The following is a 23,222-nucleotide window of genomic DNA, read 5'->3' on the forward strand; positions in this document are numbered from 1 at the left end:
GTAAGCGCTTTCAATTTCTGCGTATGCTCGCACACCATGACGGACACCTCAAGGCGCGATCCGGGAGCGCGCGTCGTCGACGTCCACGCGCACGGCGTCCCGCGCGAGCTGCTCACCGCGCTGCGGTCGGCTCCCGGCTCGTCGTCGCTGCCCGAGCTCGGACCGGACCGGCGACTCCGCTTCGGCGTCCGATGGACGTCACCAGCGCCGGAGGCCCTCACCGACGTGCCCGCGCGGCTCGCGGAGATGGACCGCACGGGCGTCGACGTGCAGGTGGTCTCGCCATGGATCGAGCTGAGCCCGGACGAGCTCGAGCCCGCCGCGCGGGCGGCGTTCCTGCGCCTGCTCAACGACGGGATGGCGGAGCTGGCGGCCGACCACCCCGACCGGCTGCGGGCCCTCGCGCTCGTCGACCGGCACGACCCCGCGTCGGCCGCGGCAGAGCTGGTGCGCACGGCCGCTCGTCCCGGTGTCGTCGGCGTCGAGCTCGCCGCAGGCGGGTCCGCGGCGCCGCTGCACGACCCGGCATGGGACCGGCTCTGGGCTGCGGCGTCGGAGTGCGGGTCGTTCGTCCTGCTGCACCCGTGGCGGGCCGGGTCGCCCGCCGGGATCTCCGGACTCCGCCTCGGCGACATCGTGGACAACCCGGCGCAGTCCACAGCGGTGGTGGGCGCGATGGTCCTCGCGAGCGTCTTCGACCGGTTCCCCGACCTGCGGCTCTGCGTCGTGCACGGCGGCGGGTTCCTGCCGTACCAGGCAGGCCGGTTCGACGCCATCGCGCGCCTGGAGGGTGAGCGGTCTCCTGGCTCTGTGCTGCGCCGCCTCTACTACGACTCGCTGACCCACTCGCCCGAGGCGCTGTCCTGGCTGGTCGGTTTCGCCGGGAGCGACCGCGTGCTCCTCGGCAGCGACTTCCCCTTCGCCACCGGCGACCCCGCGGCCGTCCGCGCCGTCGAGCGCGCCCCGCTGACCGCGGCCGCCCGCGCCGCCGTGCTCGGCGCCAACGCGTGCCGGCTGCTCGGTTGCTGAGCGCGCTCCTTGACACTCCGAGAAGCGCCACAGTAGAAAGCGCTTACAGAAAACTGGAGGGTTGGACATGGATCAAGTTCGCGTCGGGATCATCATGAACGGCGTCACCGGCCGGATGGGGACGCGCCAGCACCTGGACCGCTCGATCGTGGCGATCCGCGATCAGGGTGGCATCGCGCTGAAGGACGGGCGGCGGCTCGTGGTCGACCCGATCCTCGTCGGGCGCAACCCGGCGAAGCTCCAGGACCTCGCCGAGCGCTACGGCATCGACCGGTGGACGACGAGCCTCGACGAGGCCCTCGACGGCGCCGACGACAGCATCTACTTCGACGCGCAGACCACCAAGGAACGCGCCGGCTCGATCCGGAAGGCCATCGCAGCGGGCAAGCACATCTTCTGCGAGAAGCCGACCGCCACGTCCCTGCAGGACGCGCTCGAGCTCGCGCGCATGGCCACTGCGGCTGGGGTCAAGAACGGCGTCGTACAGGACAAGCTCTTCCTCCCCGGAATGCGCAAGCTCAAGCGGCTCATCGACGCCGACTTCTTCGGCACCCTGCTCAGCTTCCGGCTGAACTTCGGCTACTGGGTCTTCGAGGGCGACTGGCAGCACCTGAACCGTCCGTCGTGGAACTACCGCAGCGAGGACGGCGGCGGGCTGATCCTCGACATGTACCCGCACTGGCGGTACCTGATCGACAACGTCGTCGCGCCGATCAGGTCCGTGCTCTGCCACGCCGAGATCCACATCCCGAAGCGGTGGGACGAGAACGGCAACGCGTACACCTCGACCGCCGAGGACGCGGCGTACGGCATGTTCAAGCTGGACAACGGCGTGCTCGCGCAGTTCACGACCTCGTGGGCCACCCGGCCCTACCGCGACGAGATCGGCGAGTGGCAGCTGGACGGGACGAGGGGCAGCGCGATCGCAGGGCTGCGGGACTGTCGCACCCAGGAGCGGGCCAACACGCCGATGCCGGTGTGGAATCCCGACATCCCGAACCCGCTCGACTTCCGTGCGGGCTGGAGCGAGGTGCCCGACAACGAGGAGTTCGGGAACGCGTTCCGCATCCAGTGGGAGATGTTCCTCCGCCACGTCGTGGAGGACGCCCCGTTCACCTGGGACCTGCTGGAGGGCGCCAAGGGCGTGCAGCTCGCCGAGCTCGCCCTGCAGTCGTCGCGGGAACGGCGCTGGATCGACGTCCCCGAGCTGACGCTCGAGCCCGCATGAACACCCGGCTGTCGATCAACCAGATCACCGTGAAGAGCTGGACCTTCGAGGAGACGGTCCGGGGCCTTGCCCGGCACGGGATCGGCTGGCTGGGGGCCTGGCTCGGCCCCGTGCAGGACTACGGCGTCGAGCGCGCGGCGAAACTGCTGCGCGAGCACGACGTCCGGGTCTCGAGCGTCTGCCGGGCCGGCTTCTTCACCGGCAAGAACCCCGACGGGGGAGGGCTCGACCCCGCTGCCAACGAGCGCGCCGTCGACGTGACGGCCGCGCTCGGTGGCGACGTGCTGTACCTGGTGGCAGGCGGGGTACGGGACGACCTCGACCTCGCGAGGTCGCGGCAGGCCGTGGTCGACGGCATCGCCGACCTGGTGCCGTACGCCGCGGCGGCGGGGGTGCGCCTGGCGGTCGAGCCGCTGCACCCGACGATGTGCGCGGAGCGCTCCGTCGTCGTCACGCTCGACCATGCGCTGGACATCGTGGAGCGGTTCGACCCGGCCCACGTCGGACTGGCGGTCGACACGTACAACGTGTGGTGGGACCCGAACCTGCACGCGGCGCTCGACCGTGCAGGCGACCGCGTGATCAGCTACCAGGTGTGCGACTGGCTTGTGCCGCAGCCGCACCCGCTGTTCGGCCGCGGCATCCCGGGGGAGGGCTCGATCGACATCCCGGAGATCACGCGGGCCATCGACGCCGCCGGGTACGGCGGCCCGATCGAGATCGAGATCTTCAACGAGGCCGTGTGGGCGGCCGACCCCGAGGACGTCCTGCACTCGATCACCGCCGGCTTCGAACGATCGGTGCTGGGCTGAACAGGCGGATCAGCGCAGCGCCGCGACGCTGTCGCGCCGCACGACGGTGCCCTCGACCTCCACGACATGGCGCGGGGAGGCGGGCTTGAGCGCGAGCTCCATCGCGTTCTCGCCCACCTTCCCGAGCGGCAGCTCCACCGTGGTGAGCGAGGGCACCGCGTCGATCGCGGCGGGTATCCCGCCGAACCCGGTGACCGACACGTCGCCGGGGACGCTGATCCCGTTCGCGCGGAGCCAGGACAGCGCGCCGACGGCGACGACGTCGGCGACGGCCAGCAGGCATCGGGGCGGCTCCCGCCTGCTCATGAGCGCCTGCGCGCCGACCAGTCCGCCATCGCGCGACACGTCCCCGTAGACGACATCGTCGCGGCCGAGCGTGATGCCGTGGTCCTTGAGGCCCAGCTTGATGCCCTGCAGCCGGTCGCGCACCGCGAGCAGCCGCTGCGGGCCTGCGAGCACGCCGAAGGAGGTGTGGCCCAGCCCCACCACGTCGTGCACGAGCTTGCGCATGCCTCCGACGTTGTCGATGTCGACCACGTGACCGACCGTCCGCCCCCTGGTCACGGACACCACCGATCCGCCGGACCGCTGGTACGCGTCGAGCTCGGCGTGCATCGCCGCGTTGTGGGCGCTGTCGCGGACCGGGCTACCGGCCAGGACGATGGCGCGCACGCGCTGATCGGCCAGCCGCTTGACGTACTCCAGCTCGCGGCGGGGGTCGCGATAGGTGCACACGATGGTGACCAGCAGGTCGTGCCGCTCCGCCACGGTGATGACGCCTCCGCTGAGGGTTGCGAAGTACGCGTCGCGGACGTCGTGGATCACCAGCCCGACGTTCATCGAGGTGGCCGTGGCGAGGGCACGGGCATACGGGTTGGGCCGGTACCCCAGCTCGGCGGCCGCGGCGAGGACGCGTTCGCGCAGGGCCGCCCGGCCGCCGTACTCCGGGTCGCTGAGCATCCGGGAAGCCGTGGCCAGCGACACCCCGGCGTGCTCGGCGACGTCCTGCAGGCGCACGGGGGGCCGTTCCGCCATGTGTGAATCTCCCGTCGGTCCGATCGATGCGGGGATTGTAAGCGCTTGCAACCTGGCGCCTTGACGCCTGTGCGCTCCTCTCGTAGCTTGGCCGAGCCGGCAAACTGAAAGCGCTTACTGTTAGGAACGGCTTGATCACTACAAGGGCGCGCGACCGCCCGGTGCGCAGCGGTGAGCACCGTGCACCCGCTCGCGCGCTGAAGAGGAGGAGGCCATGCACATCTGGACGCGGCACATCTGGACGCGTACGAGACGACTCACCGCCATCGCGCTCCTGTCCGCCCTGACCGCGACGGCATGTGGTGGCGGGGGCGTCGAGACCAACGCGGACGGGACGCTCTCGTTCACCGTGGCGGTCATCGAGCCGGACATCACGGCCGTGCCGATACTGGCGGCCGTCGACGCCGTCCGCCAGGCGGGCCACCAGGTCGAGGTCGTCGAACTGGCGGAGCCGGAGCTGGCCATCGAAGGCCTGGCGAAGGGCGACTACGCGATCTCGGCCGAGGCGACGAGCGCAGCGTTGATCGCCATCCAGCAGGGTGCGCCCATCAAGATCATCGCCGATGTCATCGGCAACCAGTGGGCCATCTACGGCAAGCCCGGCATCTCGTCCTGCGACGACCTGAGCGGGCGTCCGTTCGGGATCTTCAGCGAGGGCGCGGTGGCGACGGCCATCACGAAGGACTGGGTGGACAGCACGTGTGCTGACGGCAAGCAGCCCGACTACCTGACGATCGGCGGCTCGGACGTGCGCGCTCAAGCCCTCCTCACCGGTCAGATCGACGCGACGCCGCTGGAGCTGTCGGACGTGGTCACCCTGGAGTCGTCCGGCACCTCGGGGTTCGCCGAGGTCGTGAACTTCGCCGAGAAGATGCCCCACCTGCATCCGCAGACCGTCTACGCGAACGCCGAGTTCCTCACCGAGCACCGGGACGTGGCGCAGGCGTTCGTGACCGCACTGGTGCAGGAGCACGCGAGGATCAACGCCGATCCGCGGCACCTCGCCGACCTGGTCACGAAGTACCTGCCGGAGGAGGACCCGGCCACCGTGGCCCGGATCGCCGAGCGGTACGTCGAGGCGAGGCTCTTCGACGCGGCGGCCCTGACGGAGCAGAACGTCCAGGGCACCATCAACTTCTTCGCACGGGCCGGCGTGATCGAGCAGGGCTTGACCGCGAAGGACGCCGCCGACCTCAGCTTCATCGAGGCCGCCGGATGACGGCCGCGACGACCCCCCGACACTCGCTCGCGCCCACCGTGTCCCGGTCCGGGCCCAGACCCAGGCAGCGCCCCGGGCCGCTGCGCCGGGTTCTCGACGCGAACCTGACCTACCAGCTGCTGACGTTCGTCGTCTTCGCGGTGGCATGGGAGATCTACGCCCGGGAATGGGGCGGCCTGCTCATCCCCACGTTCACCGAGACGGTCATGGCCACCGTCGAGCTGCTGGGCAGCCCCGAGCTGTGGCGGGCGATGTACGTCAGCAACCAGGCGTTGGTGCTCGGGTTCTGCATCGCGGTCGTCGTCGGCGTGCCGGCGGGCATCCTGCTGGGCCGGTTCCGCCGCCTGGAGCGGTTCGCCGACGTCTACCTCAACATCCTGCTGGTCACGCCGATGGCGGCGATCATCCCGCTGCTGGTGATGTCGGTGGGCTTCGGGCTGGCGTCGCGGGTCATCCTCGTCACGATCTTCTCGATCGTGATGGTGGTGGTGAACTGCCGGGCCGGGGTCCGGCAGGTGGATCCGTCGCTGATCGAGATGGCCCGCTCGTTCGGGGCCACCGAGCGGCAGGTCTGGTCCCGGATCCTGCTGCCCGGCGCCCTTCCGGCGATCATGACGGGCATCCGGCTGGGCGTCGGGCGCGCGGTCACCGGCATGGTGCTCGTCGAACTCCTCATGGTCTCCGCGGCGCTCGGCGGGCTGATCCTGGAGTACCGCGGCCTGTTCAAGGCGCCGCTGCTCTACGGCACCATCGTGATCATCTTGGCCGAGGCGCTCCTGCTGATCTCCGCCGCTCGATGGGCCGAACGCAAGCTGACCGGATGGGTTCGGACGAATACGGCAAGGAGCACTCAGTGATCGAGATCCGGGGGATGAGCAAGACCTTCGTCGGCCAGGACGGCGGCTTCGTCGAGGCGCTGCGGGACGTCGACCTCGACGTCCGCGAGAACGAGTTCCTCACCGTTCTCGGGCCGAGCGGATGCGGGAAGACCACCTTGCTGAAGGCCGTTGCCGGGCTCATTCCCTGGGACCGCGGCGACATCCTCATCGACGGCATGCCGGTGCGCGGCCCGGGTCCCGATCGCAGCATGGTCTTCCAGAACTTCGCGCTGCTGCCGTGGGCCACCGTGCTGGACAACGTCGCCTTCGGGCTGCGGATGCGCGGGGTCGGCCGGGCCGAGCGCGAGGAGCGCGCCCGCTCGTTGATCGCGATGGTGGGGCTGTCGGGTTTCGAGACCAAGCGGCCCGGGGAGCTGTCCGGCGGCATGCAGCAACGCGTGGGTATCGCCCGCGCGCTCGCCGTCGAGCCGCAGGTGCTCCTGATGGACGAGCCGTTCGGCGCGGTGGACGAGCAGACCCGGCGCCTGCTGCAGGAGGAGCTGCTGTCGATCTGGGAGGAACACCGGCTGACCGTCGTGTTCATCACCCACAGCATGGAGGAGGCCGTGCTGCTCGGGGACCGCGTCGTGCTGATGAGTGCCCGCCCAGGGCGGATCGCCGAGATCGTGCCGGTCCCGCTGCAACGGCCGCGTTCCAGCGACGTCGGTGCCCTCGAACGCTCCGGGCAGTACGTCGAGATCACGGCATATCTGTGGGACCGGCTCCGGGACATGCACGAGGAGCACCGTCCGGCCGGGGTGTCCGGATGAATGCGCTGACCGTGTCCCGTTCCGGCGGGCAGCCGTCATGGCGGCGGCTGCCGGACGCGCCGCTGAGCCTTGCCGCCGGTGCCGTGGCCTGGGAGCTGGTCGGGCACCTTGCGGGCGTGCCGTTCTTCCCACCGCTGAGCACGGTGCTGGTCCGGCTCGCCGAGATGGCATCGGGCGGGCTGATCTTCAGCAGTCTCGGCGACAGCCTCGTCAACCTGGCGCTCGGGTTCGCCATCTCGCTCGTCGCCGGGCTCGTGACCGGCGTCGCCATGGGCCGTTACCGCAAGGTCGAAGCCGCGCTCGGCGTGTACGTGTACTCGCTGCTCACCGCCCCGTCGCTGGTCTTCGCGCCCATCTTCTTCTCGGTGCTGGGAGCAGGCCGCGGCTCGATCGTCGCGGTGGTCGTGATGTACGCGATGTTCGTGATCATCATCAACACCGCGTCGGCGATCCAGTCCGTGCCCGCCCACCTGGTCGAGATGGCGCGCTCCTACGGCGCGAGCGAGCGCCAGGTGCTGCTGCGGGTCATGCTGCCTGCCGCCGCGCCCATGATCATGGCGGGCGTCCGGCTCGGCGTCGGTCGCGCCGTCACTGGAATGATCAACGGCGAGATGTTCATCGCCGTCGTCGGCCTCGGTCACATCGTCACCGAGGCGAGCGGGCGATTCGACGGCGCGAGCGTACTGGCCGTGCTCCTGATCATCATCGCCGTCGCGCTCGGGGCCGTCGCGCTGGTCCAGGCCGTCGACCGCAGGGTCACCGGCTGGGTTCCGAAGACATCGAGAGGAGAACAGTGAAGGTCGACGCGTACAGCCACATCCTGCCGGCCCCGTACTTCGAGCGCATGCGTGAGCTCGCCGTGGATCCGGGCGCCCTCAAACGATGGCTGGAACTGCCCGCACTGCACGACGTGGACGAGCGGCTGCGGATGATGGACGAGTTCGGCGACGACTACCAGCAGGTGCTCACCCTGTCCTCGCCGCCGATCGAGCTGCTCGCCGGCCCGTCCGAGTCGCCGGCGCTGGCGCGCCTTGCCAACGAGTCGATGCGCGAGCTGTGCGAGAAGCACCCCGACCGGTTCCCCGCGTTCGTCGCCTCGTTGCCCATGAACAACCCGGATGCGGCGCTCGACGAGCTGGCCTCCGCGATCGACGACCTCGGCGCTCGCGGCGTGCAGGTGTTCACCAACGTCAGCGGGAAGCCGCTGGACGACCCGGCGTTCCGCCTGGTGTTCGACGAGATGGCCAGGCGGGACCTGCCGATCTGGATGCACCCGGCCCGCGGCCCCGGCTTCGCCGACTACACCACCGAGGACACCTCGAAGTACGAGATCTGGTGGGCGCTGGGCTGGCCGTACGAGACAAGCGTCGCCATGGCCCGGCTGGTCTTCTCCGGCCTCCTCGAGCGGCACCCGAACATCAAGATCATCACCCATCACCTCGGGGCGATGATCCCGTACCTGGAAGGCCGGATCGGGCTGGGCTGGAGCGACCAGCTCGGCAGCCGCACCGCGGACGAGGACTACGACCGAATGCGCCGCGAGCGGCTGCCGAGACCGTTGCTCGACTACTTCCGCCGGTTCTACGCCGACACGGCCCTGTCCGGCTCGGCTATCGGCATCCGTTGCGGCCTGGACTTCTTCGGCTCCGACCACGTCCTGTTCGGCAGCGACTGCCCCTTCGACCCCGAAGGCGGGCCCATGTACATCCGGGAGACGATCCGCGTGATCGACGCGCTCGACGTCACGGACGAGGTGCGGGACGAGATCTACCAGCACAACATCCGACGCCTGATGCGGCTGCCCGACGGACGGGCCTAAGGAGCGCCCTGAACAACTCAGGCCTACTGCGCGCCGCCCAGGCGGCGCCCTCGCCGCGTTGGACGATCGGGCCGATACAACAGCGGTATCGGCCCGATCGTCCGCCTTACGAGGACACCACCTGGACGCCGCTCGCTACGGCCTGAGTTGTTCAGGACCCTCCAAGGCGCTCTCCCGTGGCGTCCTACCCGCCTGCGGCCCGGCGGGCCCGCTCGCCCAGCGTCCGCAGGTGTTCGCGCAGCTCCGGCGGCTCGTGGACCTCGAAATCGCACCCCAGCCGCAGGAGCGCGAAGGCCAGCCACTCGAGGGTGTCGGTGTGGCTGCGCAGGCGGCAGCTACCGGCGTCGATCGGCTCCAGGTCGCCGGACCCGTCGCCGATCCGGCCGCGCACCTGCTCGATCGGTGCGTGCAGGGTGGCCACAGCGGAGTGGACGGGCACGCCCGAGTACAGCTTGTCCGTGACGTACGCGGCGGCGTCAGGGGCGGGCAGCTCGCGGGGCGTCACCCGGGCGCCGGTCGGCTGCGGGCCGTCGATCCGGTCGACGCGGAAGATCCGCCAGCCGTCACGGTCCAGGTCGTAGGCCACCAGGTACCAGCGCCGCCCGGAGGGGACGAGCCGGTTCGGCTCGACGTGCCGCCTGGACTCGACGCCGTCGGCCGCGGTGTAGCGCAGCCGCACCCGCTCGCGGTTGGTGATCGCGGCGGCGAGCGTGGTGAGGTGGGCGGGGTCGACGGGGGTGGCGTAGGCGTCCGGCGCGGGCACGGTCGCGGCACCGAGCGCGCCCACCCGGTAGCGCAGCCGTGACGGCAGCACCTGCTCCAGCTTGGCGAGCGCGCGGACGGCGGCCTCGTCGATGCCGGTGACGGCCTGCCCCGCGGCGGTCCGGAGCCCGACGGCGATCGCGACCGCCTCGTCGTCGTCGAGCAACAGCGGCGGCATCGCGGTGCCCGCCACGAGGCGGTAGCCACCGAGAGCGCCCATGGTCGCCTCGACGGGGTAGCCGAGGTCGCGCAGCCGGTCGACATCGCGCCGCACCGTCCGCAGGCTCACGCCGAGCCTGCGGGCGAGCTCGCTGCCCGGCCACTCGCGGGGCGTCTGCAGCAGGGAGAGCAGCGTGAGCAGGCGGGCCGGGGTGTCGGTCACGGCGGAAGAATGCCATCGATGTGTGCCAGAAGCTGACCTATATGGGCCGTAGCGTTTCCGACATGACACAGACGATCAAGCCCGTTCCCGACGGCTACACCACCGTGACACCCTGGATGATCTCGAAGGACACCGCGGGCCTCATCGACTTCCTGACGCGGGCCTTCGGCGCCGAGGAGCTGGCGAGGGTCGAGAACCCCAACGGCCCCGGGATCGGCCACGCGGAGGTCCGGATCGGGGACGCGGTCGTGATGATGTTCGACGTGCTCAGCCCCGAATGGCCGTACACACCCGCGTTCCTGCGGCTCTACCTGCCCGATGGCGACGCGGCCTACCAGCGCGCGGTGGACGCGGGCGCGACCCCGCTGCACCGGATGACGGAGATGTTCTGGGGCGACCGCGTGGGCCGCGTCCGCGACCCGTTCGGCAATGTCTACTGGATCCAGACCCGGGTGGCCGAGCTGGAGCCGGAGGAGATCGAGCGCCGGATGGTGGCGCCCGAGTTCGTGGCGGCGATGGAGTACATGCAGAGCGGGGAGCTGGTCCTCCGCGACCCTACGATCCCGGTGTGACGCGGACCCACCTCGACGAGCGGTTCCCCGGCCGCGACCTGGACCGCTCGGTCTGGTTCCCCTACTACCTGCCGCACTGGAGCTCGCGGGCGGAGTCCGCCGCCACCTGGGAGGTGCGTGACGGCGAGCTGCGCCTGACCATCCCGCCGGGCCAGCCGCTGTGGTGCCCCGACCTGCACCCGGAGCCGCTGCGCGTGTCCTGCGTGCAAACGGGGAGCTTCACCGGGCAGCAGCCGTTCGCCGACGGTCTGGTCGTGCGCGAGGAGCAGCCCACGTTCTTGGGCTACACCCCCTGCTACGGCTCGGTGGAGGTGCGGATGCGGGCCACCGTCTCGCCGCGGTCGATGTTCGCGTTCTGGATGTCGGGCATCGAGGACGAGCCGCACCGTAGCGGTGAGATCTGCGTGGCGGAGGTCTTCGGCGACACCGTCGACGGTCATTCGGCGGCGGTGGGGATGGGGGTGCACCGTTTCCGCGACCCCGGGCTGGTCGAGGAGTTCTCCGCCGAGCGGTTCGACCTCGACGTCAGCGAGTTCCACCGGTACGGCGTCGACTGGCGCGCGGACGGGCTCACGTTCTCGGTCGACGGCACCGTGGTGCGGCGGGTGCGGCAGAGCCCGTCCTACCCGATGCAGCTCATGATCGGCGTCTTCGACTTCCCCGCGAAGGCGACCGGCGCCGACGTGCCGGTGCCGGAGCTGGTGGTCTCGCACGTCACCGGTCTGTCATGACCCGTTCAGATCTCCGCGGCTCGTTCCAGCAGCCACGGGTGCAGGTGCCGGTAGCCGCGCACGGCGACCGAGCGCAGCGGCCGCAGCGCGAAGCGGGGGTCGTCGGACAGCGCGTCGGCCACCCCGCGGTCGGCCAGCACGCTGCCGGGCCGGGCGTGGGCGGTGAGCCGCGCGGCGATGTTGACGATCTCGCCGTAGACGTCGCCGTAGCGCACCAGCACCGGGCCCGCGGCCAGCCCGATGCGCAGCTCGGGCAGCGCGGGCTCGGCCCGCACGCGGTCCTGGAGCGCGAGCGCGATCGCCGCGCCGTGCGCGACGTCGTCGGCGACGAAGAGCACCTCGTCGCCGACCGTCTTGACGATCCGCCCGTGCCCGTCCGCGATCACCTCGGTGGTCGTCGAGCCGAAGCGTTCGATCATCTCGCTCAGTTCGGCGGTGGAACGGCGCCTCGTGGTGCGGGTGAAGCCGACCATGTCGGCGAATCCGACGACGAGCTGCCACGTGCCGGGCTCGTCGACCGGGCCGGACGTCACGACCATCCGGCGGACGGCCGCGGCGAGGTGCCTGCGCCACACGTAGCTCTGCAGCTCTTCGAGGGCGGGCAGGACGGCGGCGGCGATCTCGCGCGAGCCCTGCGGCGTGACCTCGCCGCCCTGCCCCTCGATCACGCGGACGAGCATCCCGACCTGCCACTCCGCGAGCCGCGAGAGCGATTGGGCCATGGCCCGCGCGACGGCCTCGCGGACGTCGGGGTCGAGCACCCCGGCGTCGGTGAGGTGGGTCATCAGGCGCACGGCCTCGAGGTCGCGCTCGGTGAAGAGGACCTCGTCGTCGCTGGTCTCGGCGAACCCGAGCGCGCGCCACAGCCGCCGCCCGGTCTCGAGGTCGAGCTCGGCGGTCTCGGCGATCTGCTGACGGGTGTAGCGCCGCGGGGCACCGAGGATGAACTCTTCGAGGGCGTCCTCCGGTGTGGTCACGTCACGTCGTGTGGACGATCAGCACGTCGATGCCTGCGCGGCGCGCCACGTCCGACGGCACGGAGCCGAGCAGGCGCCCACTGAGGGTGTTGAGGCCGCGGTTGCCGACGACGAGCAGGTCGGCGCCGGTGTCACGGACCGCCTTGCGCAGCACGTCGACGGGCGGGCCGTCGACGGCGAGCGTCCGGATCGTGCGCGCGCCCGCCGCCGCGGCGCGCTCCTCGGCGGTGCGCAGCGTCTCCTCGGCGGGCGTCCAGCCGACCACGAGGTAGGCCTCGTCCTTGAGGGCGTCCTCGGCCTCGGCCGTGTCCTCCCGGGAGGGGGGCGTGAAGGCGCAGACGATGACGAGCTCGGCCTCGCTGTCGCTGGCGACGGCGGCGGCGCGGTCGACGGCGTTGAACGACGTGGCGGAACCGTCGGTACCGACGACGATGGTGCGGTAGGCGGGCATCGGAAGCCTCCGGCATCGGGGAACGTGGGCAGGAGGTTACCGCTGGTAGTGGAACGGCCGCGCACGCCGTCACACCCTGGTCGGGGGAAGCACGGCTGGTGCGATCAGCCGGGCGCGCATACGCCAGTCGGCCCTGCCGTAGAGAGCGCGCATGGTGGCCGCGGTGCCGCGCACGTTCGCACGCTCGGTGAGATAGCACCAGCGATGCCGCGCCGGGAGCGCGAAGAACGTCTCGAAGAACGCCGGCACCTCGGCAGGCGGCATCCGCAACAGCGCTTCGAGGCCGACCCGCCGGAACCGGTGCACGGCGGCCGCCCCGCGCGGCCAGACGACCGAGCGCGCGGCGGCGATGCTTTTCGCGGGGCTCATCGCGGGCGCGGCGGCGATGGCGTCCGCGACCGCCGGCGCGAGCCGTAACGAGGTGGCCACGGAGAACCCGCTCGCCGGGTGCACGAGCGGGGCGGCCGCGCCGAAGGCGAGTACGCCATGGGTGCGGTGGCGGGGGGAGTCGACCGGGAAGCGGACGGACTCGGTGGCCGCGTCCGGGGGAGCGGCGATGCCGTGCCGCGCGAGCCGCGCGTGCAGCCGCCTGCGCAACACCGGGAGCGGCAGGCCCGGGCGGCGGGCGAGCGAGGTCTCCTCGAGAAGCACGGCGCCGCCGCCGAGCGGGATGCCGTAGAGGAAGGTGGGCCAGCCGTCCTCCCCGTGGTCGGGGCGCCAGTCCATGAACAGTGCCTCGCCCGGTGTGACGAGCGGCGCGGCCGTCGCCTCGTCGACGACCACGCCAGCGGCGGTCTGTTCGGCCGCGCTCCCGCGCCGGTCACCGGCGCGCAGTGGCTGGCGGTGCCCGCCCGCGTCGACGACGACCGCGGCCCGCAGCTCCTCGCCACCGCCCAGCCGGACGGCGCCGGCCTCCCATCCGGTGGCGCGTCCCGCGCGGACCTCCACGCCGTGCCGGGCCAGCTCGCCGTCGAGGTGGGCGCGCAGCGCGGGGACGTCCAGGACCGCGTAGTCCCAGCCCAGCCGGTGCTCGGAGAGCGCGATCGCCCGTCCCGCTGCGCGGGCCGCCAGCACCGAGGCAGGCAGGTGGGCGGGCAGCTCCTCGGCCCAGCAGCCATAGGTGGCCCGCCACGGCGCCTCTGGAGCGGGGTCGAGCAGCACCGTCCGCAACCCGCGCTCGGCGACGGCGGCGGCGAGGGCCCGCCCGGCAGGCCCGCCGCCGACGACGAGCACGTCGGGATCAGGGTGCACGCGGAGCATCCTGCCCGCCGCGGCCCATCCCCGGGCGCCTGCGCCGCCTGCCGGGCCGTGCGCACTAGCCTTCGCCTGTGGCGGATCACTCCGTGCTCGAACAACCAGTCCGCCCATCCGCGCGCGCGGATCGGCGTTCCGGGGTGGGGGAGAGCGGCGCAGGGCTGGCCGCCAGCCCGTTCCGCGTCGACCGGGACCGGATCGCGGCGTCGCCGTACTTCGCGCGCCTCGCCGGCGTGACGCAGGTGGTGAGCCCGACCGGCGGCGGGCTGTTGCTGCACAACCGGCTCACCCACAGTCTTCAGGTCGCGCAGGTGGCGCGGGCCATCGCCGAACGGCTCGCCGCCGAGGCCGGCCCGCTCCTCGACCGGCTCGGCGGCTGCGACCCCGACGTCGTCGAGGCGGCCGCGCTCGCCCACGACCTGGGCCACCCGCCGTTCGGGCACCTCGGTGAGCAGGTGCTCGACCGGGTCGGCCGCGAGCTGCTCGGGCTGCCCGACGGGTTCGAGGGCAACGCGCAGAGCTTCCGCGTGATCACGACGATCGACCTGCACGGACCGGGCGGCGCAGGCCTCGACCTCACCGCCGCCGTCCGGGCGGCCGTGCTCAAGTACCCGTGGGCCCGCCGCGGCCACCCGGATCCGCATCCGAGCGCGGCACCGACCCCGCCGCGCGGCGCCGGCCCGCTGCCGGGCGCACCGGACGCGGGGTCGGCCAAGTTCTCCTGCTACCTCACCGAGCTCGACGACCTCGTCGACAGCCGGGACGCGGTCGCCCGGGCGGTCGGGCCCTGGCAGCAGACGGTCGAGGCCGCCGTGATGGACACCGCCGACGACGTCGCGTACGCGATCCACGACCTGGAGGACTTCCACCGCGTCGGCGTGCTCGCCCAGCCGGGCGTCGCGGCGGAGCTGGGCGGCTGGCTGCGCGATCGCGGCGGGCTCGCCGCGGCCGACCCGTCCGCGCTCGGGTCGCTGCGCCCCGGCGCCGACCTGGAACGGCTGCGCAGGCGGCTGCACACCAAGGACGCGTGGGCGTTCGACGACGAGGCGTTCGCCGCCGCCGTCGCCGTCGTGCGCGAGGAGCTGGTGGACGGGCTGCTCGCCGTGCCGTTCGACGGGTCGATGGCCGCCGAGCGGGCCGTCGCCGAGTTCTCGGCGCGGTGGACGGCCCGCCTCGTCGCCGGGGTGCGCGTGCTGCCCGAACCGCCGGTGCGCGCCGCTCCCGTCGCCCTCGCCACCGGGCCGTGGCACGAGGTGGCGGTGCTGAAGTTCGTGCACCGCCGGTTCGTGCTGCAGCGTGCCGATCTCGCCTCCCACCAGCGGGGCCAGGCGACGGTGCTGACCGGGCTGGTCGGCGCGCTCGCCGATTGGCTGAGCGGCGACGACGAGGTCCGCCTCCCGCCCCGGCTGCACGACCTCGTTGCGCTCGCCCACGCCGAGTACCGCGGGCTCGCCGCGGACGAGCGGCTCGGGCCCGATCCGGACGTCGACGCCCTGGCCCGCGGGCGGGCGGTGGTCGACTACGTCGCCTCGCTCACCGACGGCCAGGCCGGCGCGCTGCTCGACGTCCTCACCGGCCGCTCCGCGCGGCTATGGGTGGACGCCGTCGCCCTCTAGCCGGCTGGTCCTACTAGGCCGAGCCGAGGGAGCCGGTCGAGAGGATGCCGCCATCCACACGGACGGTCTCGCCGGTGATCCACGACGCCGCGTCGGAGACGAGGAAGCCGACGAGGTGGGCGACGTCCTCGGGCGTGCCAAGGCGCTTCATCGGGTAGGCGGCGCTGACCTTCTCCTCGCCCTGGGCGTAGAGGGCCGTGGCGAACTTCGTCTTCACGACGGCGGGCGCCACGGCGTTGACGCGGATCGACGGCCCGAGCTGCCACGCCAGCTCCTCGGTGAGCCGGATCAGCGCGGCCTTCGACGCCCCGTACGCGGCGATCACGCCGGAGGAGCGGATGCCGGCCACCGAGGCGAGGTTGACGATCGCGCCGCCGTGCTCGCCCATCCACGCCTTGTAGGCCAGCTGCACGAACCCGAGCGCCGCGACGACGTTGGTGTCGAACGTCTTGCGGACGGCGTCGAGGTCGGCGTCCATGAGGAAGCCGTAGGTCGGGTTGATCCCCGTGTTGTTGACCAGGATCGCGAGGTTGCCGAACCGCTCGACGGTGCGGGCGACGGCCTCCTCGCGCGCCTCGGCGGATCCGGCGTTGCCCGGGACGGCGAGCACCCGGGCCGGGTCGCCGCCCGACGAGAGCTGCTCGGCCGCCGCGTTCAGTTCGTCCGGTTTCCGCGCGGTGATCGTCACCGACGCCCCCCTGCCGAGGAGCTCGCGCGCGATGGCGAACCCGATGCCGCGACTCGCGCCCGTGACGAGGGCAGCGCGACCGGCAAGATCCTGTGGGATGTCGGCGGTGACGTCGGTCATGCTCGGGACCCTACTTCCCGAAACCGCTCGACCGGGCCGGTACTCTGGTTGGCGTGATCATGATCCGGATCGAGTAGCGGCGGCGCGTGCCAAGTCCTTGGGTGCCGTCCCTTCCGCTCGTCCTGGAGTACTTCTCGTGATCACTGCCTCTGACCTGGAACTGCGTGCCGGGTCCCGGATCCTGCTGTCCGGGGCCGCCCTGCGCGTGCAGCCCGGCGACCGTATCGGCCTCGTCGGCCGCAACGGCGCGGGCAAGACCACCTCGATGCGGGTGCTCGCGGGCGAGGGCGAGCCCTACGGCGGCGTCGTCAGCTCCACCGGCCCCGTCGGCTACCTGCCGCAGGATCCACGCGAGGGCGACCTGTCCGTCACGGCCAACGACCGCGTGCTGTCCGCCCGCGGGCTCGACGTGCTGCTGCGCAAGATGGAGAAGGCGCAGACGGCGATGGCCGAGCTCGTGGACGGCGCCGAGAACGCCAAGGCGGTGCGCGAGTACGGGCGCCTCGAAGAGCGGTTCTCCGCGCTGGGCGGGTACGCCGCCGAGAGCGACGCGGCACGCATCTGCACCCACCTCGGGCTGCCCGAGCGGGTGCTCTCGCAGTCGATCGCCACGCTGTCGGGTGGGCAGCGCCGTCGCGTGGAGCTGGCCCGCATCCTGTTCGCGGCGTCCGACGGCGGCTCGCAGAGCGCCACCACGCTGCTGCTCGACGAGCCCACCAACCACCTCGATGCCGACTCGATCACCTGGCTCCGCTCGTTCCTGTCCTCTCACGAGGGCGGCCTCGTCGTGATCAGCCACGACACGGAGCTGCTCGCCGACGTCGTCAACAAGGTGTGGTTCCTCGACGCCACCCGCGGCGAGGTGGACGTCTACAACATGGACTGGCGCCGGTACCAGGAGGCGCGGGCCACCGACGAGAAGCGGCGCCGCCGCGAGCGCGCCAACGCCGAGAAGAAGGCCGCCGCGCTGCACATGCAGGCGGCGAAGATGGGCGCGAAGGCCACCAAGGCCGTTGCGGCGAAGAACATGGCCCGCCGCGCCGACCAGTTGCTCGCGGGGCTGGAGCCAGAGCGGCAGGCCGACCGCGTCGCTCGGATCCGCTTCCCCGACCCGGCGCCGTGCGGGCGCACCCCGCTCACCGCGGAGGGCCTGTCGAAGTCGTTCGGGTCCCTCGAGGTGTTCACGGGCGTCGACCTCGCCGTCGACCGCGGCGCGAAGGTCGTGGTGCTGGGCCTCAACGGCGCGGGCAAGACCACGCTGCTGCGGCTGCTGGCCGGCACAGAGGATCCGGACTCGGGCCGGGTCGTGCCGGGGCACGGGCTGCGCACCGGCTACTTCGCCCAGGAGCACGACACGCTCGACATGGAGGCCACGGTCTGGGAGAACGTCCGGCACGCCTCGCCGGACACCCCCGAGCAGCAGCTGCGCACGCTGCTGGGGGCGTTCATGTTCTCCGGCGAGCAGCTGTCGCAACTCGCCGGCACCCTCTCCGGCGGCGAGCGCACCCGGCTCGCGCTGGCCGGGCTGGTCTCCAGCGCCGCCAACGTGCTGCTGCTCGACGAGCCCACCAACAACCTCGACCCGGCCAGCCGCGAGCAGGTGCTCGATGCACTGCGCCGGTTCTCCGGGTCGGTCGTGCTCGTCACCCACGACCCGGGTGCGGTCGAGGCGCTCGACCCGGACAAGGTGATCGTGCTGCCCGACGGCACCGAGGACCACTGGTCCGCCGACTATCTCGAGCTCGTGCAATTGGCCTGATCGGGCGATTTCTCCCGGCGTGTCCCGCCACCCGATCGGGTTGCGATCACGCCAGGGGCTGGTGGAGCGGCCCGGGCCGAAACGTTCCAACAGATCGGCGCTCCGCTTCCGGGGTGACGTGCAGGTGGCGACGGGGTGACGTTCGGATGTGCGGCATACGGCAATGATCACCCGTACGCGTGATCCATTTGGCCGAACCGTTCGCCGATCATTGAGTGGATCTCCTGGCACGGGGTAGTTCCGTGGACGATCATTGCCGCACCGGGGGGAGCCGGAAACGATCTGCCTGCGGTCCGCGCAGGTGGGCGAAGGAGATCAGGTGTCATGGCCGACCTGAAGAAGGGTGCTCGCATCACCGGCACCCAGCGCGACAAGCTCGCTACCGACTTGAAGAAGAAGTACGAGAAGGGCGCCAGCATCCGCGCGCTCGCGGAGCAGACGGGCCGGTCCTACGGGTTCGTGCACCGCGTGCTGTCCGAGACGGGCGTCACGCTCCGCGGACGCGGTGGGGCTACTCGTACCAAGAAGAAGTAGGCGGCGAAGAAGTAGGCGAAAGCCGCTTCCTACCCCGGGGTAACCTGCCGCCATGACAACGGCGGCGATCGACCCGGAGCTTCTCCAGCGTGGCGGCCTGGCGCTCGACGTCGACGGTCCGCGGGCGACGATCACGCTCGCGCGACCCGAGGCGTTGAACGCCCAGACCCCGCACACGTGGGAGGCGCTCCGGGCGATCGGGGAGTCGCTACCCGGCGACGTTCGCGTCGTCGTGGTGCGAGGCGCGGGCCGTGCCTTCTCGGCCGGTCTCGACAAGCGCTTCTTCGCGGCCGCCGAGGTCGACGGCCAGCCGGGCATCACCGGCATCGCCGCCCTGCCCGACGAGGAGGCCGACGCCACGATCGCCGCCTTCCAGGCTGGTTTCTCGTGGCTGCGCGACCCGGCGCGGCTCACCGTGGCCGCGGTGCATGGCCACGCCATCGGCGCAGGCTTCCAGCTCGCACTCGCCTGCGACCTGCGCATCGTCGCCGACGACGTGCAGTTCTGCATGGCCGAGACCACCTTGGGCATCGTCCCCGACCTCGGCGGTACCTACCCGCTCGTGCACGCCGTCGGCTACGCCCGTGCCGTCGAGATCTGCCTGTCCGGGCGCCGGGTGGGCGCCGACGAGGCGGTCGCCATCGGTCTCGCGCTGCGCGCCGTGCCGACCGCGGAGTTCGACGGCGCCGTCGACGCAGGCGTCGCCTCGCTGCTCGCCGCCCCGCCGAAGGCAGCCGCGGAGACTCTTCGCCTGCTGGCGGGCGTCGCGGAGGGCACCGACCCCGCAGCGGCACTGGCGGCCGAACGCGCGGCCCAGCTGCGCCGGCTCCGCTCACTCGCGGCGGGCGAGGGCTGAAGCCGACTGGGCCCGACCCGACCCGACTCCGGGTGGTTCCGACGAACGGCGCGTTCGTCGGAACCTATGCGACGAACGCGCCGTTGGTCGGAATCAGGTGTGTGCGGCGGCCGTGTGCGGCATCGCGAACCCGCCCACCGCCTGCTCGAACGTGTGGGCCACGCGGAGCACGTCGGCATCGGCGAAGTGCTTCCCGATGATCATCATGCCGGCAGGGAGGCCGCCGGCGAGGCCCGCGGGCACGGAGCACGCCGGGTGGCCGGTCACGTCGGTGACGCAGGTGTTGGCGATCATCTCGAGGGCCCGCGGGATCACCTCCTCGCGCGGCGCGTCGGCCTGCGGGATCTCGGTGGCCCGCAGCGGCAGCGTCGGCATGACGAGCACGTCGTAGCGGGCGAGCGCCTCGTCGTAGGCCGCGCGCAGCCGCGGCACCAGGTTGCGCGCCATGGCGTAGAAGCGGCCGTGCTGCCGGTCGACGGCGTGCCCGCCCGCCAGGAGCACGAGCTTCACGGTCTCGGAGAACCGGCTCCCGTCGGCGCGCCACGTCCGCCCGTAGTGCTCGATCACCTCAGGGTCGTAGAGGCCGTCCCAGTTCATGCCGTAGCCGTTGCCGTGGACCATCTGGACCATCGCGCCCTCGGTGGCGATGACGTCCCAGATGCGCGCGCCGTGCGCGTGCCACGGGATCGACACCTCCTCGGCGGTGAGGCCCGCGCCACGCAGGACGTCGACGCCCGCTCGCACCGCGTCGTCCACCTCCGGCTCGGAGTTGGGGTGGCCGAAGCCCTCGGTGACCACGCCGATCCGCATTCCCTCCGCGCCGCGGGCGAGTGCACCGACGTAGTCGTCGGGCACGAGGTCGCGGGGCTGGCGCGGATCGAGGCCGTCCGGGCCCGCCATGACGGACAGCATGAGCGCGGCGTCGCCAACGGTGCGGGTGATGGGCCCGATGTGGTCGATGGTCTGCTCGATCGGGAACGCCCCGGTGTAGGGGACGAGGCCGAAGGTGGGCTTGTGCCCGACCGTTCCGCTGTAGGCGGACGGGATGCGCACCGACCCGCCCTGGTCGCCGCCGGTGGCGAGGTCGACGACGCCACCGGCGACCAGCGCCGCGCTGCCCGAGGACGAGCCGCCCGCCGAGCGGGTCTCGTCCCACGGGTTGCGCACCGGCGCGGGCCGGGAGGTGTGCGAGCCGCCGGAGAAGCAGAGGTCCTCGCAGACCGCCTTGCCGGCGATCGTCGCGCCCGCGGCGAGCAGGCGGCTGACGACGGTGGCGTCGCGCAGCGGGACGTAGCCCTCCAGGTACGGCGAGCCGTTCATCATCGGGACGCCCGCGACGGCGGTGTTGTCCTTCACCGCGACGGTGCGCCCGGCGAGCGGGCCCTGCCCGCCCTCGGAGATGGCGGTGGTGACGTACCAGGCGCCGTACGGGTTGTCCGCGTCGTCCGGGCGCCGCCACGCGCGCTCGGGGGCGACGGGGGCGGACTCGCCGTAGAGCTCCTCCACGACGTTCCACGAGGACAGCAGCCCGTGGACGAACGGGCCGAACGATTCGATGTCTGCGTCGGAGAGTCCGAGGCCGTAGCGCTGGGCGACGGCGTGGAGCGCGGCGCGGTCGGGCGGGTCGAGGGCCATGGTCGGACCGTAGTACGGGCGGGGAGTACAGGGGGCTCTCGTCGTGTTGCAACCATGGGTTGCAACGGTGTAAGTGAAAGGGGCCGCGGATGGATCGGCCGATGGGGATGCTGCGGGGGGTCGTGCGCGGCGCCGACGCGCCGGAATCGATCAAGAAGGGCACGATCCCGCGGATCTGGGCGTTCGCGCGCCCCCACCGCGGCCGGCTGCTCGCCTACCTGCTGCTCACGGTCGTCTCGGCCACGGTCGGCGTGCTCACGCCCGTTCTCGCCGGGCGGGTGGTGAACGCGATCGTCGCCGGCGGCGACGTGTCGGTCGCGGTCGTCACCGTGGTCGGGCTGGCCGGGGGGATCGCGGCGCTCGCGATCGTCGAGGCCGTCGTCGGGCTGGCCTCGCGCTGGTTCTCCTCCCGCGTCGGCGAGGGCGTGATCGTGGACCTGCGCCGGGCGGTCTTCGAGCACGTGCAGCGCATGCCGGTGGCGTTCTTCACCCGCACCCGCACCGGCGCGCTCGTGAGCAGGCTCAACAACGACGTCATCGGGGCGCAGTCGGCGATCACCTCGACGCTCGCCAGCGTGCTGAGCAACAGCATCCAGCTCGCGCTCGCCCTCGCCGTGATGATCACGCTCGCGTGGCAGGTCACGTTGCTCGCGCTCGTGCTGCTGCCGATCTTCGTGATCCCCGCGCGCCGCTTCGGGCGCCGCCTCGCCGACCTGCGCCGGGAGGCCGCGGACCTGAACGCCGGCATGGGTAACCAGATGACCGAGCGGTTCTCGGCACCGGGCGCCACGCTCGTGAAGCTCTTCGGCCGGCCGGACGAGGAGGCCACCGAGTTCGGTGAGCGGGCCGAGCGCGTCCGCGACATCGGGGTGCGCACCGCGATGGTCTCGCGGGTGTTCGTCACGGCGCTGTCGCTCGTGTCCGCGCTGGCCCAGGCGCTGGTGTACGGCCTGGGCGGCTGGCTCGCCGTCACGGGCCGGATCGAGGCGGGCACGGTCGTCACGCTCGCGCTACTGCTCACCCGCCTCTACACGCCGATGACCGCGCTCGCCAACGCCCGCGTGGACGTGATGACCGCGCTCGTGTCGTTCGAGCGCGTCTTCGAGGTCCTCGACCTGAGGCCGATGATCAACGAGCGGCCGGGCGCCGTCGCGCTGCCGGACGGGCCCGTCGACGTGCGGCTGTCCGGCGTGCGCTTCGGCTACCCGAGCGCCGACCGGGTTTCGCTCGCCTCCCTCGAGGAGGTCGCCGTGCTCGACAGCCGCGGCGGGGAGGAGGTGCTGCACGACGTCGACCTCGACGTCGGCGCCGGGCAGCTGGTGGCGCTCGTCGGGTCGTCAGGGGCGGGGAAGTCGACGCTCGCCTCCCTCGTCCCGCGGCTCTACGACGTGGACGCCGGCTCGGTGCGCCTGTCCGGCGTCGACGTGCGGGACCTGACGTTCGCCTCGCTGCGTGGCGCCGTCGGCGTGGTCACGCAGGACGGGCACCTGTTCCACGACACCATCCGCGCCAACCTGCGCTACGCCGCGCCAGAGGCCAGCGACCCCGAGATCGTCGACGCGCTGCGCCGCGCCCGGCTCGGCGACCTCCTCGACTCGCTGCCCGACGGCCTCGACACGGTGGTGGGGGAGCGCGGCTACCGGCTCTCCGGCGGCGAACGCCAGCGCCTGACGATCGCCCGCCTCCTGCTCGCCCGCCCCCGCGTGGTGATCCTCGACGAGGCCACCGCCCACCTCGACTCCGAGTCCGAGGCAGCCGTCCAGGAGGCACTGGCCGAGGCCCTCGACGGCCGCACCGCCATCGTCATCGCACACCGGCTGTCCACCGTCCGTGCCGCCGACCAGATCGCCGTGCTGGAGCACGGCCGGATCGTCGAGCGCGGCACCCACCACGAGCTGCTCACCCTCGGCGGGCGCTACGCGCGGCTGTACCGCACGCAGTTCGCGCTCGGCTCCTTGGAGGAAGGCCTCGACCAGGAGGGCGTCGAGTGCGGGATCCCGGGGTGCACGGTCCTGCATCGGGAGGAGCACCTGGTGGGGTGACGTCGCGTGGCCAAGATCGGCCCTGCAGCGCGGTCTGGCCGACCGCTCCTGGC

The 23,222-nt window shown here is 72.2% G+C and carries 22 protein-coding genes; 15 read left to right on the top strand and 7 right to left on the bottom strand.

Annotated elements, in window-relative coordinates:
• Positions 1-36 precede the first annotated feature (36 nt).
• From K1T35_RS23165 to K1T35_RS23175, 3 genes are all read left to right on the top strand, one after another.
• Complete coding sequence (locus K1T35_RS23165; RefSeq protein WP_220262190.1) at positions 37-1,029, top strand: amidohydrolase family protein; 993 nt, start codon at positions 37-39, stop codon at positions 1,027-1,029.
• Positions 1,030-1,096: 67 nt separating this feature from the next.
• A complete protein-coding gene (locus K1T35_RS23170; protein ID WP_220262191.1) occupies positions 1,097-2,257 on the top strand; it encodes a Gfo/Idh/MocA family protein in 1,161 nt (386 codons plus the stop codon).
• Positions 2,254-3,069 (top strand): sugar phosphate isomerase/epimerase, encoded by an 816-nt coding sequence (locus K1T35_RS23175; protein ID WP_220262192.1) that lies wholly within the window; start codon positions 2,254-2,256, stop codon positions 3,067-3,069. The genes K1T35_RS23170 and K1T35_RS23175 overlap by 4 nt, the downstream gene beginning before the upstream one ends.
• A 9-nt stretch (positions 3,070-3,078) precedes the next feature.
• On the opposite strand, the gene K1T35_RS23180 is transcribed toward K1T35_RS23175, so the two are convergent.
• Positions 3,079-4,104 (bottom strand): LacI family DNA-binding transcriptional regulator, encoded by a 1,026-nt coding sequence (locus K1T35_RS23180; protein ID WP_220262193.1) that lies wholly within the window; start codon positions 4,102-4,104, stop codon positions 3,079-3,081.
• Positions 4,105-4,318: 214 nt separating this feature from the next.
• Between K1T35_RS23180 and K1T35_RS23185 the strand changes: the two genes are divergently transcribed.
• The 5 genes from K1T35_RS23185 to K1T35_RS23205 are packed head-to-tail and all read left to right on the top strand — an operon-like array spanning position 4,319 to position 8,790.
• Positions 4,319-5,323: an ABC transporter substrate-binding protein gene (locus tag K1T35_RS23185; protein WP_220262194.1), complete on the top strand. Its 1,005-nt coding sequence runs from the start codon at positions 4,319-4,321 to the stop codon at positions 5,321-5,323.
• Positions 5,320-6,180 (top strand): ABC transporter permease, encoded by an 861-nt coding sequence (locus tag K1T35_RS23190; RefSeq protein WP_220262195.1) that lies wholly within the window; start codon positions 5,320-5,322, stop codon positions 6,178-6,180. Before K1T35_RS23185 ends, K1T35_RS23190 begins: the two co-directional genes overlap by 4 nt.
• The gene (locus K1T35_RS23195; RefSeq protein WP_255622482.1) at positions 6,177-6,971 is read left to right on the top strand and encodes an ABC transporter ATP-binding protein; all 795 of its coding nucleotides are present in this window, start codon (positions 6,177-6,179) and stop codon (positions 6,969-6,971) included. Before K1T35_RS23190 ends, K1T35_RS23195 begins: the two co-directional genes overlap by 4 nt.
• Positions 6,968-7,768, top strand: a complete 801-nt coding sequence (locus tag K1T35_RS23200) for an ABC transporter permease (RefSeq protein ID WP_220262197.1) — start codon at positions 6,968-6,970, stop codon at positions 7,766-7,768. The genes K1T35_RS23195 and K1T35_RS23200 overlap by 4 nt, the downstream gene beginning before the upstream one ends.
• Positions 7,765-8,790 (top strand): amidohydrolase family protein, encoded by a 1,026-nt coding sequence (locus tag K1T35_RS23205; RefSeq protein ID WP_220262198.1) that lies wholly within the window; start codon positions 7,765-7,767, stop codon positions 8,788-8,790. Before K1T35_RS23200 ends, K1T35_RS23205 begins: the two co-directional genes overlap by 4 nt.
• 184 nt (positions 8,791-8,974) lie before the next feature.
• Here K1T35_RS23205 and K1T35_RS23210 read toward each other — a convergent pair whose 3' ends face one another.
• Positions 8,975-9,934, bottom strand: a complete 960-nt coding sequence (locus K1T35_RS23210) for a YafY family protein (RefSeq protein WP_220262199.1) — start codon at positions 9,932-9,934, stop codon at positions 8,975-8,977.
• 62 nt (positions 9,935-9,996) lie between these two features.
• Here K1T35_RS23210 and K1T35_RS23215 point away from each other — a divergent pair, with 62 nt between their 5' ends.
• Positions 9,997-10,506, top strand: coding sequence for a VOC family protein (locus K1T35_RS23215; protein WP_220262200.1), 510 nt, complete (start codon positions 9,997-9,999; stop codon positions 10,504-10,506).
• Positions 10,503-11,237, top strand: a complete 735-nt coding sequence (locus K1T35_RS23220; RefSeq protein ID WP_220262201.1) for a glycoside hydrolase family 16 protein — start codon at positions 10,503-10,505, stop codon at positions 11,235-11,237. The genes K1T35_RS23215 and K1T35_RS23220 overlap by 4 nt, the downstream gene beginning before the upstream one ends.
• Positions 11,238-11,242: 5 nt before the next feature.
• Here the strand turns inward: K1T35_RS23220 and K1T35_RS23225 are convergent, their stop codons facing one another.
• From K1T35_RS23225 to K1T35_RS23235, 3 genes are all read right to left on the bottom strand, one after another.
• Entirely contained in the window at positions 11,243-12,214 is a 972-nt protein-coding gene (locus K1T35_RS23225; protein ID WP_220262202.1) for an adenylate/guanylate cyclase domain-containing protein, read from the bottom strand.
• A 1-nt stretch (position 12,215) separates the two neighbouring features.
• Complete coding sequence (locus K1T35_RS23230; protein WP_220262203.1) at positions 12,216-12,665, bottom strand: universal stress protein; 450 nt, start codon at positions 12,663-12,665, stop codon at positions 12,216-12,218.
• A gap of 69 nt (positions 12,666-12,734) precedes the next feature.
• Positions 12,735-13,916: a lycopene cyclase family protein gene (locus K1T35_RS23235; protein WP_255622487.1), complete on the bottom strand. Its 1,182-nt coding sequence runs from the start codon at positions 13,914-13,916 to the stop codon at positions 12,735-12,737.
• A gap of 77 nt (positions 13,917-13,993) precedes the next feature.
• Between K1T35_RS23235 and K1T35_RS23240 the strand changes: the two genes are divergently transcribed.
• On the top strand, positions 13,994-15,535 hold the full coding sequence (locus K1T35_RS23240; RefSeq protein WP_370645488.1) for a deoxyguanosinetriphosphate triphosphohydrolase family protein: 1,542 nt from the start codon (positions 13,994-13,996) through the stop codon (positions 15,533-15,535).
• Positions 15,536-15,548: 13 nt separating this feature from the next.
• On the opposite strand, the gene K1T35_RS23245 is transcribed toward K1T35_RS23240, so the two are convergent.
• A complete protein-coding gene (locus tag K1T35_RS23245) occupies positions 15,549-16,343 on the bottom strand; it encodes an SDR family oxidoreductase (protein ID WP_220262205.1) in 795 nt (264 codons plus the stop codon).
• 136 nt (positions 16,344-16,479) lie between these two features.
• Here K1T35_RS23245 and K1T35_RS23250 point away from each other — a divergent pair, with 136 nt between their 5' ends.
• The 3 genes from K1T35_RS23250 to K1T35_RS23260 all read left to right on the top strand — a co-directional run bounded on the left by K1T35_RS23250 (position 16,480) and on the right by K1T35_RS23260 (position 19,492).
• The gene (locus tag K1T35_RS23250; protein ID WP_220262206.1) at positions 16,480-18,102 is read left to right on the top strand and encodes an ABC-F family ATP-binding cassette domain-containing protein; all 1,623 of its coding nucleotides are present in this window, start codon (positions 16,480-16,482) and stop codon (positions 18,100-18,102) included.
• A 324-nt stretch (positions 18,103-18,426) separates the two neighbouring features.
• Positions 18,427-18,636 carry a helix-turn-helix domain-containing protein gene (locus K1T35_RS23255; RefSeq protein WP_028932228.1) on the top strand — a complete coding sequence of 70 codons (210 nt, stop codon included), beginning with the start codon at positions 18,427-18,429 and terminating at the stop codon, positions 18,634-18,636.
• Positions 18,637-18,688: 52 nt separating this feature from the next.
• Entirely contained in the window at positions 18,689-19,492 is an 804-nt protein-coding gene (locus K1T35_RS23260; protein WP_220262207.1) for an enoyl-CoA hydratase/isomerase family protein, read from the top strand.
• A gap of 93 nt (positions 19,493-19,585) precedes the next feature.
• Here K1T35_RS23260 and K1T35_RS23265 read toward each other — a convergent pair whose 3' ends face one another.
• Entirely contained in the window at positions 19,586-21,127 is a 1,542-nt protein-coding gene (locus K1T35_RS23265) for an amidase (protein WP_220262208.1), read from the bottom strand.
• Positions 21,128-21,216: 89 nt separating this feature from the next.
• Between K1T35_RS23265 and K1T35_RS23270 the strand changes: the two genes are divergently transcribed.
• Complete coding sequence (locus tag K1T35_RS23270) at positions 21,217-23,169, top strand: ABC transporter ATP-binding protein (RefSeq protein WP_220262209.1); 1,953 nt, start codon at positions 21,217-21,219, stop codon at positions 23,167-23,169.
• Positions 23,170-23,222 lie beyond the last annotated feature (53 nt).

It is taken from the genome of Pseudonocardia sp. DSM 110487, assembly GCF_019468565.1.
GTDB lineage: Bacteria > Actinomycetota > Actinomycetes > Mycobacteriales > Pseudonocardiaceae > Pseudonocardia.